The sequence below is a fragment of the Gilliamella sp. B2717 genome (assembly GCF_026536675.1).
In the GTDB taxonomy this organism is placed as follows: domain Bacteria; phylum Pseudomonadota; class Gammaproteobacteria; order Enterobacterales; family Orbaceae; genus Gilliamella; species Gilliamella apicola_I.
This window is the reverse complement of record NZ_JAFNNQ010000016.1, coordinates 22,268-37,678: the sequence shown is the minus strand read 5'-3', so window position 1 is coordinate 37,678 and position 15,411 is coordinate 22,268. Positions and strand designations below refer to the sequence as shown.

At 34.1% G+C, this 15,411-nt stretch carries 14 protein-coding genes and 1 tRNA gene; 10 read left to right on the top strand and 5 right to left on the bottom strand.

Annotated features, from left to right (window positions below):
• Positions 1-257: 257 nt before the first annotated feature.
• Positions 258-563, bottom strand: a complete 306-nt coding sequence (locus J3U35_RS03410) for a hypothetical protein (protein WP_065558212.1) — start codon at positions 561-563, stop codon at positions 258-260.
• Positions 564-1,335: 772 nt separating this feature from the next.
• Between J3U35_RS03410 and hcp the strand changes: the two genes are divergently transcribed.
• Together hcp and J3U35_RS03400 are read left to right on the top strand one after the other, a co-directional pair.
• Complete coding sequence (gene hcp, locus J3U35_RS03405) at positions 1,336-3,006, top strand: hydroxylamine reductase (RefSeq protein WP_267359582.1); 1,671 nt, start codon at positions 1,336-1,338, stop codon at positions 3,004-3,006.
• A gap of 173 nt (positions 3,007-3,179) precedes the next feature.
• The gene (locus J3U35_RS03400; RefSeq protein ID WP_267350772.1) at positions 3,180-3,596 is read left to right on the top strand and encodes an Rrf2 family transcriptional regulator; all 417 of its coding nucleotides are present in this window, start codon (positions 3,180-3,182) and stop codon (positions 3,594-3,596) included.
• Between the two features lie 55 nt (positions 3,597-3,651).
• On the opposite strand, the gene J3U35_RS03395 is transcribed toward J3U35_RS03400, so the two are convergent.
• Positions 3,652-4,302: a DUF421 domain-containing protein gene (locus J3U35_RS03395; protein ID WP_081298988.1), complete on the bottom strand. Its 651-nt coding sequence runs from the start codon at positions 4,300-4,302 to the stop codon at positions 3,652-3,654.
• Positions 4,303-4,618: 316 nt separating this feature from the next.
• On the opposite strand from J3U35_RS03395, the gene J3U35_RS03390 reads away from it, so the two are divergent.
• Entirely contained in the window at positions 4,619-4,828 is a 210-nt protein-coding gene (locus J3U35_RS03390; RefSeq protein WP_267359580.1) for a hypothetical protein, read from the top strand.
• A gap of 302 nt (positions 4,829-5,130) precedes the next feature.
• Here the strand turns inward: J3U35_RS03390 and J3U35_RS03385 are convergent, their stop codons facing one another.
• Positions 5,131-5,403 carry a DksA/TraR family C4-type zinc finger protein gene (locus tag J3U35_RS03385; protein ID WP_267359579.1) on the bottom strand — a complete coding sequence of 91 codons (273 nt, stop codon included), beginning with the start codon at positions 5,401-5,403 and terminating at the stop codon, positions 5,131-5,133.
• Between the two features lie 100 nt (positions 5,404-5,503).
• On the opposite strand from J3U35_RS03385, the gene msrA reads away from it, so the two are divergent.
• From msrA to msrB, 3 genes are read left to right on the top strand one after another with little or no spacing between them, the layout of a single operon-like run.
• A complete protein-coding gene (msrA, locus tag J3U35_RS03380; protein ID WP_267359578.1) occupies positions 5,504-6,052 on the top strand; it encodes a peptide-methionine (S)-S-oxide reductase MsrA in 549 nt (182 codons plus the stop codon).
• 3 nt (positions 6,053-6,055) lie between these two features.
• Positions 6,056-6,580, top strand: coding sequence for a cytochrome b (locus J3U35_RS03375; RefSeq protein ID WP_267359577.1), 525 nt, complete (start codon positions 6,056-6,058; stop codon positions 6,578-6,580).
• A 58-nt stretch (positions 6,581-6,638) separates the two neighbouring features.
• Positions 6,639-7,088 (top strand): peptide-methionine (R)-S-oxide reductase MsrB, encoded by a 450-nt coding sequence (gene msrB, locus J3U35_RS03370; RefSeq protein WP_267359576.1) that lies wholly within the window; start codon positions 6,639-6,641, stop codon positions 7,086-7,088.
• Positions 7,089-7,166: 78 nt separating this feature from the next.
• On the opposite strand, the gene lptG is transcribed toward msrB, so the two are convergent.
• Together lptG and lptF are read right to left on the bottom strand one after the other, a co-directional pair.
• Positions 7,167-8,231: an LPS export ABC transporter permease LptG gene (gene lptG, locus J3U35_RS03365; protein ID WP_065558221.1), complete on the bottom strand. Its 1,065-nt coding sequence runs from the start codon at positions 8,229-8,231 to the stop codon at positions 7,167-7,169.
• 11 nt (positions 8,232-8,242) lie between these two features.
• Entirely contained in the window at positions 8,243-9,346 is a 1,104-nt protein-coding gene (gene lptF, locus J3U35_RS03360) for an LPS export ABC transporter permease LptF (protein WP_267350777.1), read from the bottom strand.
• A 143-nt stretch (positions 9,347-9,489) separates the two neighbouring features.
• Here lptF and J3U35_RS03355 point away from each other — a divergent pair, with 143 nt between their 5' ends.
• The 4 genes from J3U35_RS03355 to J3U35_RS03340 all read left to right on the top strand — a co-directional run bounded on the left by J3U35_RS03355 (position 9,490) and on the right by J3U35_RS03340 (position 14,802).
• Positions 9,490-10,971 (top strand): leucyl aminopeptidase, encoded by a 1,482-nt coding sequence (locus tag J3U35_RS03355; protein WP_267359573.1) that lies wholly within the window; start codon positions 9,490-9,492, stop codon positions 10,969-10,971.
• An 18-nt stretch (positions 10,972-10,989) separates the two neighbouring features.
• Positions 10,990-11,445 (top strand): DNA polymerase III subunit chi, encoded by a 456-nt coding sequence (locus J3U35_RS03350; RefSeq protein ID WP_267359571.1) that lies wholly within the window; start codon positions 10,990-10,992, stop codon positions 11,443-11,445.
• A gap of 144 nt (positions 11,446-11,589) precedes the next feature.
• Entirely contained in the window at positions 11,590-14,448 is a 2,859-nt protein-coding gene (locus J3U35_RS03345; RefSeq protein WP_267359569.1) for a valine--tRNA ligase, read from the top strand.
• 278 nt (positions 14,449-14,726) lie between these two features.
• Positions 14,727-14,802: transfer RNA gene (locus J3U35_RS03340), tRNA-Lys, on the top strand.
• Positions 14,803-15,411 lie beyond the last annotated feature (609 nt).

Genomic DNA, 15,411 nt, shown 5'->3' with positions numbered 1-15,411 from the left:
AAAAAGGCCGAGGGATTTTAAATCCCTTGTGTCTACCGATTTCACCACCCGGGCTCAAAACGATTCGTTAAAAATAAATGCGTTTCGAATGCAGTGCATTTTACCCATCTTAATTTCTACGTCAATAGAAATTTAAAAAAAATTGATTAACCGCTCAATGTTTATCATATTTTTGTTTTATTTTAGTCTGTTTCTCTATAACCTTATCGTTGCGTTATAGAATTATTCTGTAAAAGTTGGTCTTGATTAATTCCTTATTAGGAATCTAATTTATTGGTGATCCATTTAACTAATTTCATTTTCCTTTCTCTTGAACAATAGACCCAATAACCTTTTATCACTGAGGGTATGGTTAATTTTATCAGCCATCTGTCATCTTTTTCGATATCATTAGGAAGAACAATGTCCCGTAACACAATATCGATGTCTGAATTAAGTTTTTTTACAATCCAGTCTGATAACGTCATATTGGCTTTTTTGGCTAATTTTTTCCATTTTATAAATTTTTTTTTCTGAGTATGAAAACAAAAACTTATTTGTTTAGTGTTTGAATCAGTAAACATATTTCTTTCCTGTTAAAACTTTATTAATTTTAAGATTTTAACCTCTATTCCTTAATAAATTAACGCATACTAGGTTAAGATTTTATTTTTGAGATTATTTTTTTGATTTTAATGGCATTAAATTGATGCTTAAATAACAACAATTACTTGTCATTTGACTGGGTTTGGTCAACTTGAGGAACAACCAAGGATATTTACTCCATTAACATTTGATGTCATCTTTTATGGTTTGTATTTATAACAAACTGCTTACCCGTCTAAGTATATTGTAGTTCACCTTTTTTATAATGACATGAATATCAATTAATATTTAATCAATAATTATGCATGATTAAAATAATCGGTTTAGCATTATTTCTGATTTTAATCACTTAATCAAATTTATTTTGGCGATTAATATTTGATATTTCTTACATGTAACCTATTGAATTAAGTTAAAATAAGTAAATAATTTTAATTTTTTATTTAAGAAATGAATGGAAAAGCAAATTTTCGATCTGGCTTGAAAACCGATTTTTATCGAAATCATCAGACAATATCCTAACTAGGCTTAGGATGAGCGAAGCGTTTCTAGTATTCCTTAATTGTAATTATCAAACTGTCTATCTTTTAAGTGGCATAACAATATGAATTCTGACTCTTAGTTTCAATATAAGTTCAAATTTTTCATGTTTATTAAAAAAATTAAATTGGTAAATTCACTTTTCTTTTTTATTTTAAACATGTATTTTATATACCTGTTTTAGTAAGAGGAAAGAAAACAGGAGTAATGATGTTTTGTATTCAGTGTGAGCAAACAATAATAAAATCAAATGAAAAAGGGTGTAGTTATTCTAAAGGAATGTGTGGTAAAACAGCAGAAGTTTCTGATCTTCAAGATGTCTTAGTCGCCAGTTTGCAAAAGGTTTCATTTTGGGCGGCCATTTGTCGTAGACATGACATTGTGGACAGACAAATCGATAGATGGTGTGCACAAACATTTTTCTCAACGTTAACTAATGTGAATTTTGATGCAGACAGAATGTTGGCGTATCTTGCAGAAGCCGATATCTATTCTCAAAAATTAGAACAGCTAGCCAAAGTTGCTGTACTACAATTTAATGAACATTTACCTGCGTTAACCTATGTAGCCCAATTAAATTTTCCTAAAACTAAGCAAGAATTATTGGATTTTTCTTCTTTAGTGATGTTAAAGCACGATCAAGATAAAGTCGGAAAGGATGTCATTGGACTGCGCTTATTAGCACTATATGGATTGAAAGGGGCAGCTGCTTATATGGAACACGCTGCTGTTTTGGGGCAATTTAATCAAGATATTTACACCGAATATCATGAAATGATGAGTTTTCTTGGCGATAATCCTTCTGACATTAATAAATTATTTCAATTATCCATGCAAATAGGACGATTGAATTATAAAGTAATGGGAATGCTTGATGCCGGCGCTACCAATACTTTTGGCGATCCTATCCCAACTAAAGTCAATACTAGACCTGTTACAGGTAAATGTATTCTTGTCTCTGGTCACGATTTTCATGATTTGCGTTTGATATTAGAACAGACTCAAGATAAAGGCATTAATGTGTATACACACGGCGAAATGTTACCAGCTCATGCTTATCCTGAGTTAAAAAAATATTCACATTTAGTTGGAAACTACGGTACAGCTTGGCAAAATCAACAGACCGAATTTGCTAATTTTCCTGGTGCTATCGTCATGACGTCTAACTGTATTATTAATCCTTTTACTAAAGGCTATGCAGAGCGCATCTTTACCCGAAGTATGGTTGGCTGGCCAGGTGTCACTCATATTGAAACAGATGATTTTAGTCCCGTTATTGAGTGTGCATTGAACCAACCCGGATTTGATTACACGGAATTAGAGCATTTTATTACTGTCGGCTTTGCCCGTAATACTTTATTAAATGTAGCACCAACGGTTGTCGAACAAGTTAAAGCAGGTAATATTAAGCATTTCTTTTTAATTGGTGGATGTGACGGCAGTAAAAGTGAACGGCATTATTATACCGAAATGGCAAATCAAGTCCCTAAAGATAGTGTTATTTTAACTTTAGGTTGTGGTAAGTATCGGTTTAATATGCAAAATTTCGGCAATATTAACGGCATTCCTCGATTAATTGATATTGGGCAATGTAATGATGCTTATTCCGCAGTGCAATTAGCATTGGCGTTGGTTGAAGCTTTTGGATGTGGCGTGAATGAATTACCATTGACTTTGGTTTTATCATGGTTTGAACAGAAAGCTATAGTTATATTATTGACATTATTGTCGCTAGGTATCAAAGGAATTTATGCAGGGCCTTCAATGCCTGAATTTTTAACCGACAATATATTGAATATTTTACAAGATAAATTTGATCTTCGTATGACTTCTCAAGCCAGTAAAGATCTAAATCAAATACTAAATTATTGTGCAGCATAACAAAACTTAAACTGATTGTTATCCTCATGTTGTTGATGAGGATAACACCATGATAATTTAGTTTTTTAACTTGGTAATAAAAATTTAATTAGTCATAAAAAGAGGGTTAATTTAATCATTGATATTGCCTATAATGTGAGATGATAAGTTTTTTAAGTAGATAGGAAAAATCAGTGCAATTATCAAGTTTTACCGATTACAGTATACGTGTGCTTCTTTATTTATCCACGGTAGATGGTGATCAGCTAGTCAGTATCGCAGATATTAGTCATTATTTTAAAATTTCTAAAAATCATTTGGTTAAAGTCGTTTATAATTTAAGTAAATTAGGTTATGTCGAGACCAAGCAAGGAAAAAATGGTGGCATTAAATTAAAAATAGAAAAAAAACTGATTAATATTGGTACTGTGGTTAGACAAATAGAACCGCTAAATCTTCTTAATTGCAGTTTATCATTTTGTCATATCAGTCCTGCTTGTCGTTTAAAATACTATCTGTCGGATGCTAAAGAAGCATTTTTGAAAGAGCTCGAAAAGTATACGATAGAAGATATTATGGATCCCAATGTGCAATTAAATAACTTTAACTAACAAGTTTAATTAGCTAAAGTTAATTTAATTAGGTGATTATTTTTTTAAGTGGGTTTTAAGCTGACTTATCTTCAGTTTTATCATATGGGTAGATGATGAGTTTATTATCAAACCATTCTGCACAAAAAATGTCTTCGACTTTTTCATATCCTTGTTTATGGATTTCCTGCATGAGCCAATCTTCATCTTTTTTGAGTTGTTCAAGATTATCTTGACTAATACAGCCATTTTCGATGATCAGTTCAGCAATATCTTTTTCACCTTTCTTAATAATGGTTAGCGAACCATTTAATTCATACCAAACTTGTTTTAATTGACTAAATGAGGATATTCCTTGTATGTTCACTAAAGTTTCAAAATCACGTACAGGCAAGTTTGCCTTGGCAAAATTATCTGTTAATAATTTTCCGTTTTTAACTAACTGAATTGCTTCACCGTCAATCGCATCTCTTAATCGAGAATTTTTTGATTTAATAAAGCGAATTAAAATTAATAACGCTGCCCAAATTGCGACAAGCCCAGCGGCTTCCCAAGCTGAAACGGTTGGACTGAGTAAAGCTCCCCCGACTAACGCACCGATTACCATACTACCAACCTGATCTAACTGAGACATCGGGGCAATTTGACTTTTACCCGATAGTTTCACGTAAATAAGCAAAATGATGAGTGCAAGTAAAAATTTCGGTGCCATTTGTAGTAAATACATTTCCAACCTCCAAATTAAAAAGTTATTTTAAGTGGCATTGATCCATGCCTTTTTAGAGAAATAAAAAATTAAATTTAAAATGGTCGAGATTAAATTTAGTGAGTTCTAATTTATGAAGAATTTTTGTTAAAAACGTGTTTTTTCTTGAAATGCAGGTTTTATTATATCTGATTTTTGAAAAATTAATGAGAAAATTATTGTCAGTTGGATTGTAAATTAATCAAATCTAAACTTGATTTTTTACTGATAGACGTTTATATATAATAGTGATAAGTAATGTGCTTATCACTAACCTACAACATACGAGGAGCTAATAATGGTACAAAAATTTGCTTCATACGGTAGTGATGTTTCAGCTGGCACTTATAAGTGTGCTGATTGCGGTTATACTTTTTCCAATCAAAGTAAAAAATCCTTGCCACCATGTCCGGATCATAACAAAAAACCACATATCAAAAATGGTTGGTATATTGTTTCAGGACTGGGCGATTCAGTAAAAGATCCTCATCCAGATAAAAAAAAGTAGACGACCATTGCTAAAATACATTCGCTATCTATGTGTTTTGGTTATGAATAGTATAAAAAAAGGAGCGTTGCTTGTTTTTCTACTTATGAAAGCTGCATGATGAAATCAGTAACGCTCTAATCATGATTTAATCCTTATCTTTATATGTAAGCTGATCTAAAAAAAGTGATTAACTTAAAGGTGTTAATAAGCGTAAAACGTGTTATCTTTTATAAGATAACGATTTTATTAAATCGAAATAGTTGCGGATTTTCAGTTTTCAACATCACAATGAATTTTATAATTAGGCAATAAACAAAATATTAACGTAGTTGACTGTCTTTGCTGCCTCGACGATTATATAAAATCGCCGCTTTAGCAGACTGTTTATCCAGTTCTTGTTGGCAGTTTAAACAATATTGTACGCCAGGTAATGCAAGCTTTCGTGCTTTTGGAATAGGATCACCGCATTCAATGCAGAAATCAGCACTTTGAGCATCTTGTTTAAGTTGGCGTCTAGCATTTTCGATAGCATCTGCAATGGTGCTTTCAATTTGTTGATTAACGGCATCGTCAGATGCCCAACCACTAGCCATATTCGATCCTCCTAAAACTGAGATGGTTAGCTTGTGAAATGGTGATTTTTTAAGCTTTTTCAAGGGGTGTCTTTTAAAATCATTTTTATTGGAGATTATTATGCAACAATATGAGCAAGCAACATTCGCCGGCGGTTGTTTTTGGTGTATGGTCAAACCGTTCGATCAATACGAAGGTGTTATTAGTGTGGTGTCGGGTTATACGGGTGGGCATGTAGTAAACCCTACCTATGAACAAGTATGTCAAGGTGATACCGGACATACTGAAGCCGTTCAAATTACGTTTGATCCCAAGAAAATTAGTTATAAAAAGTTATTAGATATTTTTTGGCAACAAATTGATCCTACGGATCAACATGGTCAGTTTGCTGATCGAGGAGATTCTTACCGTCCGGTTATTTTTTATCATAATCAATTCCAACATAATTTAGCACTAGAATCGAAAAAAGAGTTAGAGGCAAATGGTCGTTTTACTCACCCGATTCAAGTCGCTATTGAACCCGCTGTCGCTTTTTATCCAGCTGAAGAGTATCATCAAGACTTTTATAAAAAACAGTCACAACATTACAATCGTTATTATCAATTGTCCGGGCGTTCGTCATTTTTGTCACAGCATTGGCAAGATAAATCTAAACCTAAAAGTGAGTAAGTTATGCAAGATTACCCTCAGTATCGAAGTCAACAAAAATTAATACATTGGCTATCAGCAGTGTTAGTGATATTAGCGTTTTTACTGATTATGTTTAAAATCATTCTGTCTCATTTTTTGGGAGGGATGCCGAATATCTATCTGTTACATAAATCAATTGGTGTTTTAGTCTTCATTTTAACAATATGGCGTATTAAAGTGATTATCCAATATGGTATCCCTGATGTTTTAGATAAACATCAAAGATTACAGCGAATTTTATCAAAATCTACCCAAGGCTTTATCTATATTTTTCTGTTAATTGTTCCGTTATCTGGGTATTTGATGAGTAGTCGCCCGCTCAATGTTTTTGGTCTTGTTTCTATCCCTGCTATCGATATGCCAAATGAGTTTTATCTGTTTTTCCATAGCACACATTTAATCAGTTCATATTTACTAGCCGTATTAATTTTGGTACATATTCTCGGGGCTTTATATCATTACTTTTGGCTTAAAGATAAAGTTTTACAATCGATGTTGGCAAAATAGTTAGCTTCAAAAGCTGTTTTGCTAATTAAGTTCTTCAATATTATCTATTAGGTGACTTATGAATAAACTTACGAAAGAACAAGCCATTTCTAAATTAACCGCTATGCAATATCATGTGACGCAACAAAATGGCACAGAACCCCCGTTTGAAAATGAGTTTAATGATAATCATGAAGAAGGATTATATGTCGATATTGTATCCGGTGAACCTTTATTTACTTCTTACGATAAATTTGATTCTGGATGTGGTTGGCCAAGTTTTTCTCGTCCTGTTAATGATCATCATATTCTTGAAAAAGCAGATAACAGTTATGGTATGCATAGAACCGAAGTCCGATCTGTAAAAGGGGATTCTCACCTTGGGCATGTTTTTAATGATGGACCTAAAGCGTTAGGTGGATTGCGTTATTGTATTAATTCTGCTGCTTTACGCTTTATTCCGGTTAATAAACTGGTCGAAGAGGGGTATGGGGAATATTTATCTCTTTTTGAAAAACATAAATCTTGATTTCCTATCATTCATTTATTGAATGATAGGCGTTAAATGGTAAATAATAAGATCAACAAACATTAAGGGTGTGTTGGTTTAATTTCTTCTTTTAAATAGTGCATAACTTATCAGTAAAAAAACAAAACTGGTTATTAACGATCCTATGATTGGATAGATACCAATAACGATACTCATTTGAGCAAATAAGTTATCGGCTATGTAGAAAATAAACCCAAAACTAATGCCGATGATGACCCTAACACCCGTTGACACACTTCGCAGTGGGCCAAATATAAACGAGAGGGCAAGTAACATCATGACAGCAACAGAGACCGGTTTTATGATTTTTTTCCAGAAAAGTAAATCATAATAGCTCGTATCTTGTCCCGAGTTGTGCAGATATTGTGAATATTTATAAAGTCCTGTAGCAGAAAGCGAGTCAGGATCAAAAGCAACAATGTTCAATTTATCCGGCGTGATGTTAGTTTCCCATTTCATGGACATCAGATTTGTTCCATTTACTTTAACCGGATCACTAAAGTCATTTTTTTCAACTTGTGTTAATGTCCATTCATTTTTTTTGAATATGCCATAATCAGCATGGGTTATAGACAATAATTGATTATTATCTGTCGCATAAATTGAAATATCGTTAATGGAATTATCGTCATTAACACGACCAATATAGATATAATTGTTTCCATCTTTTGCCCATAAACTACCTTGTTCAGCTAATAACGAATTGCCATATATTTTTACAGAACGCATATTACGGGCAGTTTGTTCACACTCAGGGGCTACCCATTCACCGATTGCCATAGTAATAATCACTAATGGTATAGCCGTTTTCATAACGGCTTTTGCAATTTTAAAACGGCTAAAACCAGACGTTTCCATAACGATAAGCTCGCTTCGAGATGCCAGTAACCCTAATCCAATTAAGGCGCCTAACAATGCTGCCATTGGAAAAAAAGTTTCCAGATCTTTAGGTGTCATTAAGGCCGTATATATACCAACTGAAAAAGCATCATAATCACCTTTTATTCTTCTGAGTTGGTCTATAAAACGAATAATCCCTGACAAGCTAATAAGTAAAAACAGGCTCAGACCTATTGAGCTTAAAATTGTTCTACCAATGTAGCGATCTAAAATCGAAAACACATTTTTCCCCTTTATGATTTACTGAATTTTAGACGAAGTTTACGCATGAAGATGCTATCCCAGCAATTTAATATCAATGCAATAATAAAATAGGTAATATTAATTAAGTAAAACCAAAATTCAGCATCCATACGACCTTTCCCAGCATTTGCTTTTATTGAACTGGCTAACAGAAAATAGACCAAATAGAGCAGTAAAGCGGGTAAGATTTGCGAAAGCCTGCCTTGCCTTGGATTTGTGACACTCAGTGGAATAACTAAAAAAGCCATTAATGGAACAGAAACAATCAGTGTTAACCGCCAATAAAACTCAGCTTTGGTTTTGGGCGTTTTCAGCGTTTGCAATTCAGTTAATCCGAGCTGTTGTACATCAATTTTTTCATCATCACTATTCATATCTAATTCTTTAGGTTTGATAATTCCCAAATAATTATGAAAATTTGATATACGAAAATCTTGTAATTGTATGTTTCCTTCGTAACGATTGGCGCTTTCTAACGTAATAATTTGATTGCCTTCTTTGTCATGGCCGGTTTTGCCTTTATTCGCAATTATGATCGAGGGTCTTTCGTTATCTTTAGTTTTTACTTTAGCGATAAAAACATTTTCTAAATTGTTATTATTGACATTACCAATATAGATGACCGAATTTCCGTCAGGAGTTTGTTGAAATTGTCCGGATAATAATCCCGCTAAACTTGGATTTAATTTTGCATTTTCAATTAATTGACTTTGCTTGATATTTGACCAAGGTCCGAACCATAAAGTATTTAGCATTGTTAACGAGCAGGTGAAGATACATAGTAAAAAAACGACTTGATAAGTGACATTTTTTTTCACGCCGCAGGCATGCATAGCAACCATTTCACTGTCTGAATATAAGCGGCCAAATGTAATAAGCACCCCTAAAAAAAGACTTAAAGGTAAAATCAAATCAGCCATATTAGAAATACCCAAGACTAACAAGGGCATGATTAAGTCACGAGGAATATTTCCTTCGATCGCGCTCGATAAAATTTTAATTAATTTTTGAGAAAAGAAAATAAGAAGCAAGATAAACAAAATAGCACCTTGTGTTTTCAATGTCTCTTTAACTAAATATCGACGAATTATCACATTTTACCTATACAAAATTAAACGTTTTTTCAGATCTAATTATTATAAACTGAAATAAGAGTAATTAGTTATCTTTTTGTTGCTATCCCATGATGAATCGATAAAATATTACTATTCGCATTATCTTTTACACGAGAAACATTATGGAATTCTTAATCAAAAACAGTCATACTTTAACGAATCAAAAAACAGAATGTTTAGTTATTACAATAGATTCAGGTAAGAAACAATCAGACATTGTTAATGAAATCGATGAATTGACTCATGGCATGATTAGCCAACTTATTAAAAGTGGTGATATTAGTGGTGAATTAGGAAAAACCACTCTGTTGTACCCTTGTATAGCTGGTTTTACTCAAAAGTTATTATTGGTTGGCTGTGGCAAATGTAAAGAATTTGATTTTTCAAAAGCCAAAAAAGTGATTCAAAATGTGGTGAAAGAGTTAGTTGCTAAAAATATTAAGAGCATCACTTGGGATTTACTAACCGTCAATACAGCCTATAGTTCAATCATTGCAAAACAATTACCGCAAATTGTGAATGATATAACGTATCACTTTGATCTATTCAAAACGGAAAAAGCACCCAAACTGAATCTTGCTAAAGTTAATTTGATTTATGGTGATAAAGAACAAACGCAATCGATTAGTTGCAATTTACAACAGGGTAAAATTATTGCTGATGCTATCTTGGCTACAAAAACGCTGGCTAATATGCCTTCAAATATCTGTAATGCACAATATTTAGCAGAACAGGGTAAATTGCTAGACAAAACTTATGAATCATTAAAAACGACGTGCTTAGGTGAAAAAGAGCTCGCTAAATTAAATATGAATGCTTATTTAGCTGTAGGTCGAGGTTCACAGAATGAATCGATAATGACAGTTATCGAATACAACGGTGCAAAAGACAAAAAAGCGCAACCTATTGTTTTAGTCGGTAAGGGATTAACGTTTGATTCTGGTGGTTTGTCAATTAAACCAGCTGCAAGTATGGATGAAATGAAATACGATATGTGTGGCGCAGCTACCGTTTATGGCGTAATGCAAGCTGTAGCAGAATTAAATTTACCAATTAATGTGGTTGGTGTTATGGCTGGATGTGAAAATATGCCCGATGGTAATGCTTATCGTCCTGGCGATATTTTAACGACAATGTCAGGTACAACGGTTGAAGTGATTAATACAGATGCGGAAGGTCGTTTAGTTTTATGTGATACACTAACTTATGTTGAGCGTTTTAATCCAAAAGCGGTGATTGATATTGCAACGCTAACTGGTGCATGTATTGTGGCTTTAGGACATCATTATACGGGCGTGATGGGAAATGATGAAAAGTTAGTAACACAATTAGTGCATGCATCCAACAAAGCGGATGATAAAGCATGGGCTTTACCAATGGATAATGATTTCCAAGATCAGATTAAATCAACGTGTGCCGATATTGTCAATGCTGGTGGGCGTGATGGTGGTACGATTACAGCGGCATGTTTCTTGTCTCGTTTTACTCAAAAATACCATTGGGCACATTTAGATATTGCGGGTACAGCATGGAAATCAGGTGCAAACAAAGGTGCGACAGGGCGACCGGTTGCTATGTTGATTCAATATTTGTTAGATCAATAAGACGGCATTACTATTTTTATGAAAAAAGTGATTTTCTATCTGTTAGAAAACCAAACAGAAGCAAGCGAAACAGGCATATTGTTTTATGAAAAACTCGCTTGCCAAAAAATTGTCGAGGCATGGCAGGCAAAACAAAGAGTGTTGGTTGCTTGCCAAGATCAAGTTCAAGCTGAACGTATCGATGAATACCTTTGGCAACTGGATACCGATAATTTTGTTCCTCATAATTTAGTCGGCGAAGGAATGAAAGGGGGAGCACCTGTTGAAATCTGTTGGCCTCAAAAACGCAGCAGTGGTAATCGTCAATTATTGATTAATTTGCAGGAACAGTTCCCTGAATTTTCTGGATTATATCATGATATTATTGATTTTGTGCCTGTTGAGGAACGATTGAAATCACTTGCCAGAAATAGGTATAAAACGTATAAAGAAAGTGGTTTTAATCTGAAAACAATACCCATATTATGTACATAATGGCTAGTATTGCTATGCTTGGTCATTAAGTTTTCAAACAGCAAATTTAATACTTTATGATAGTATTAAGCCAATTTATTGTTTTTCTATTTTATTGTAAAATAGTTCCATTTTTATGCCTTGAATTAGGATTAATGCATTTATATGAAAAATTCGACTTATAATCCACAAGAAATCGAACAGCCCATTTACCAACATTGGGAACAGAGCGGTTATTTTAAACCCAACGGTGACAAATCCCAGCCTAGCTATTGCATAGCGATTCCACCACCTAATGTGACAGGTAGTTTACATATGGGACATGCGTTCCAACAAACGATTATGGATGCGTTGATTCGGTATCATCGTATGCAAGGTCATAACACATTATGGCAATCTGGTACTGACCATGCCGGTATTGCAACGCAAATGGTGGTAGAGCGTAAAATCGCAGCAGAAGAAAGTAAAACCCGTCATGATTATGGTCGTGAAGCTTTTATTGAAAAAATTTGGCAATGGAAAGCCGAATCTGGGGGAAGCATTACTAAGCAAATGCGTCGTTTGGGTGATTCGGTTGATTGGGATCGTGAGCGTTTTACCATGGATGAAGGTTTATCTAATGCCGTTAAAGAGGTATTTGTAAGGCTTTATCAAGAGGATTTAATTTATCGTGGTAAACGTTTAGTAAACTGGGATCCGAAGTTACGTACAGCTATTTCTGATTTAGAAGTTGAAAATCGTGAAGTAAAAGGGTCTATGTGGCATTTGCGTTATCCCTTAGCTGACGGCGCAAAAACTGCTGATGGCAAAGACTATTTAGTGGTTGCAACTACTCGCCCCGAAACGCTATTTGGGGATACCGGTGTGGCTGTTAATCCTGAAGATCCTCGTTACAAAGATTTAATTGGTCACTATGTGATATTACCTTTTGTTAACCGTCGTATTCCGATTGTTGGCGATGAACATGCTGATATGACCAAAGGTACCGGTTGTGTAAAAATTACACCTGCGCATGATTTCAATGACTACGAAGTCGGTCGTCGACATCAATTACCGATGATCAACATTTTTACATTTGACGGTGATATTCGTGCACAAGCTGAAGTTTTTGATACCAATGGTGAAGCAAGTGATATCTATTCAACTGATATTCCGTCTGAGTTCCAAAATTTAGAGCGTTTTGCAGCACGCAAAGCGGTCATTGCTGCATGTGAAGCTCAAGCTATTTTAGAAAAAATCGAACCGCATGATTTAACCATTCCTTATGGTGATCGTGGTGGAGTTGTGATCGAACCAATGTTAACTGACCAATGGTATGTTCGAGCTAAAGTGTTAGCTGAGCCAGCTATTGATGCGGTGAAAAATGGCGATATTCAATTTGTACCAAAACAATACGAAAACATGTACTTTTCTTGGATGAATGATATTCAAGATTGGTGTATTTCACGTCAATTATGGTGGGGACATCGTATTCCTGCTTGGTATGATGAGCAAGGTCGTGTTTATGTTGGACGAGATGAAGCTGAAGTTCGACGTGAAAATAATTTATCTGACGATATTATTTTATCTCAAGATGAAGATGTGCTTGATACATGGTTCTCATCTGCGCTTTGGACATTCTCAACATTAGGTTGGCCAGAAAATACCGATGATTTAGCAACTTTTCATCCAACGAATGTTTTAGTTACAGGCTTTGATATCATCTTCTTCTGGGTAGCTAGAATGATCATGATGACCATGCACTTTATTAAAGATAAAGACGGCAAACCTCAAGTTCCGTTCAAAACAGTCTATGTGACTGGCTTGATTCGTGATGAAGAAGGGCAAAAAATGTCTAAATCTAAAGGAAATGTTATCGATCCTTTAGATATGATTGATGGGATATCACTTGCTGATTTACTCGAAAAACGTACTGGTAATATGATGCAACCTCAATTGGCTGAAAAAATAGCCAAACGTACGGAAAAACAGTTTCCAAACGGGATAGAAGCACATGGTACTGATGCATTACGCTTTACTTTAGCGGCGCTTGCATCAACTGGGCGTGATATCAATTGGGATTTAAAACGTTTAGAAGGTTATCGTAACTTCTGTAATAAACTTTGGAATGCTAGCCGTTATGTGCTAATGAACACCGAAGCACATGATTGTGGTTTCAAAGGTGGCGATCTGGCTTATTCATTAGCGGATAAATGGATATTAGCTGAATTTAACCAAACCGTAAAATCTTATCGTGAAGCTTTTGATACTTATCGATTTGATTTAGCTGCTAATATTTTATATGAATTTACGTGGAATCAGTTCTGTGACTGGTATTTAGAATTGACTAAATCAGTATTAGCTAATGGTGGACAATCCGAACAACGTGCTGCCCGTCATACCTTAGTCACCGTTCTTGAGGCATTATTACGACTTGCACATCCAATTATTCCTTTTATTACAGAAGAGATTTGGCAAAGTGTTAAACCATTAATGGCGATTAAAGCCGATACTATTATGTTACAGCCGATGCCTGCATTTGACAGCAAGCATACGGATGACCAAGCTGTTGCGGATATTAATTGGATTAAAGATGTGGTTATTGCTGTTCGTAATATTCGTGCTGAGATGAATATTGCACCGAGTAAACCATTACAACTATTGATTCGTAAAGCTTCGCCTACAGTTCATCGAATCATCAGTGATAATATCAATTTCATTGAATCGTTAGCCAGATTATCTGAAATTGTATTACTAGATGAGGGTGAAACAGGGCCGTTATCGGTAACTAAATTGGTGGATGGCGCTGAACTATTAATGCCAATGGCTGGCTTAATTAATAAAGACGATGAGTTAGCGCGTCTTGAAAAAGAGATAGCCCGTATTGACGGTGAAATAGCCCGTATTACCGGTAAATTATCAAATGCTAGTTTTGTAGATAAAGCACCGGCAGCAGTCGTTGCCAAAGAGAAAGAAAAACAACAAGGCTATATTGATGATAAAACCAAGTTGCAAGAACAATATCTTGCGATTAAAAATTTATAGTCTTGCCAATAAAATCTCTCGCTAAATTAGCGAGAGATTTTTTACCTAGCTCCATTACTGCTTATCGATAATATCTGAAATTGTATATTAACTGACCGCTATAAAGGTTAATAAAGTACCACCACTATAAAATGATACATGTTATATTTGAAATTAGATCATGTGGGCGTTAAGGTAAGAAATAATATATTAAGATTAATATCAATGTTTTACAAAAAAAATTGGTGTTGTTAATTTGCTTTTGAATTAAGTTTACTATATACTTCGAAATACTTTATGGGTTGTTAGCTCAGTCGGTAGAGCAGTTGACTCTTAATCAATTGGTCGCGGGTTCGATCCCCTCACAACCCACCATTTTATGGTTAATAATCAATATCTTACAATAATTTTCGCTTTCGTTAAAATCATCCAAAAATACCAAATGGCGGTAAAATGGCGGTTGATTTTTTTTTAAATAATTTTTTTGTTTAGATATTTTCACACTAACACATTTAATAAAATTTCAGTTGTTATAATTTATAACAAATTGATATTAAACAAATATTGAATATTATTTGTTTTTCTGTTTGATTACAAATCTCACCTAAAACAACAATCTTATTATTTATCAGTATCTTATATTTTTTAACGATCTTTTTTATTTATTTAATACTGAAAAATACTGAAAAGTTTTTCATTTATTTCAGTTTTATACGATCCTCGACGATCCTATTTACAATATACGTTCGTAATAGTTTTTGTAATAAAATTCAACTGAAAAAAATTTTCGCCTCAAACCTCGTAGGCGGGTGCGGTGTANNNNCGTTTTGGTCACGCGATCGATTTGGTGTTTAAATTTTGATTTTTGATGATTAATAAATTAATAATTGGATTTTTTGAAAAAATAGGTTGATTTTATAGGTAGGTGCATCTATAATTATAAACATCAGCAGGGTGCTGATGAGGGAAACCCCAACCTAAGCT

What these genes read in the sequence shown, in the direction of transcription:
- J3U35_RS03410 (WP_065558212.1), bottom strand. Translation starts at nt 563, where the DNA reads ATGTTTACTGATTCAAACACTAAACAAATAAGTTTTTGTTTTCATACT.
- hcp (WP_267359582.1), top strand. Translation starts at nt 1,336, where the DNA reads ATGTTTTGTATTCAGTGTGAGCAAACAATAATAAAATCAAATGAAAAA.
- J3U35_RS03395 (WP_081298988.1), bottom strand. Translation starts at nt 4,302, where the DNA reads ATGTATTTACTACAAATGGCACCGAAATTTTTACTTGCACTCATCATT.
- J3U35_RS03390 (WP_267359580.1), top strand. Translation starts at nt 4,619, where the DNA reads ATGGTACAAAAATTTGCTTCATACGGTAGTGATGTTTCAGCTGGCACT.
- J3U35_RS03385 (WP_267359579.1), bottom strand. Translation starts at nt 5,403, where the DNA reads ATGGCTAGTGGTTGGGCATCTGACGATGCCGTTAATCAACAAATTGAA.
- msrA (WP_267359578.1), top strand. Translation starts at nt 5,504, where the DNA reads ATGCAACAATATGAGCAAGCAACATTCGCCGGCGGTTGTTTTTGGTGT.
- J3U35_RS03375 (WP_267359577.1), top strand. Translation starts at nt 6,056, where the DNA reads ATGCAAGATTACCCTCAGTATCGAAGTCAACAAAAATTAATACATTGG.
- msrB (WP_267359576.1), top strand. Translation starts at nt 6,639, where the DNA reads ATGAATAAACTTACGAAAGAACAAGCCATTTCTAAATTAACCGCTATG.
- J3U35_RS03355 (WP_267359573.1), top strand. Translation starts at nt 9,490, where the DNA reads ATGGAATTCTTAATCAAAAACAGTCATACTTTAACGAATCAAAAAACA.
- J3U35_RS03350 (WP_267359571.1), top strand. Translation starts at nt 10,990, where the DNA reads ATGAAAAAAGTGATTTTCTATCTGTTAGAAAACCAAACAGAAGCAAGC.
- J3U35_RS03345 (WP_267359569.1), top strand. Translation starts at nt 11,590, where the DNA reads ATGAAAAATTCGACTTATAATCCACAAGAAATCGAACAGCCCATTTAC.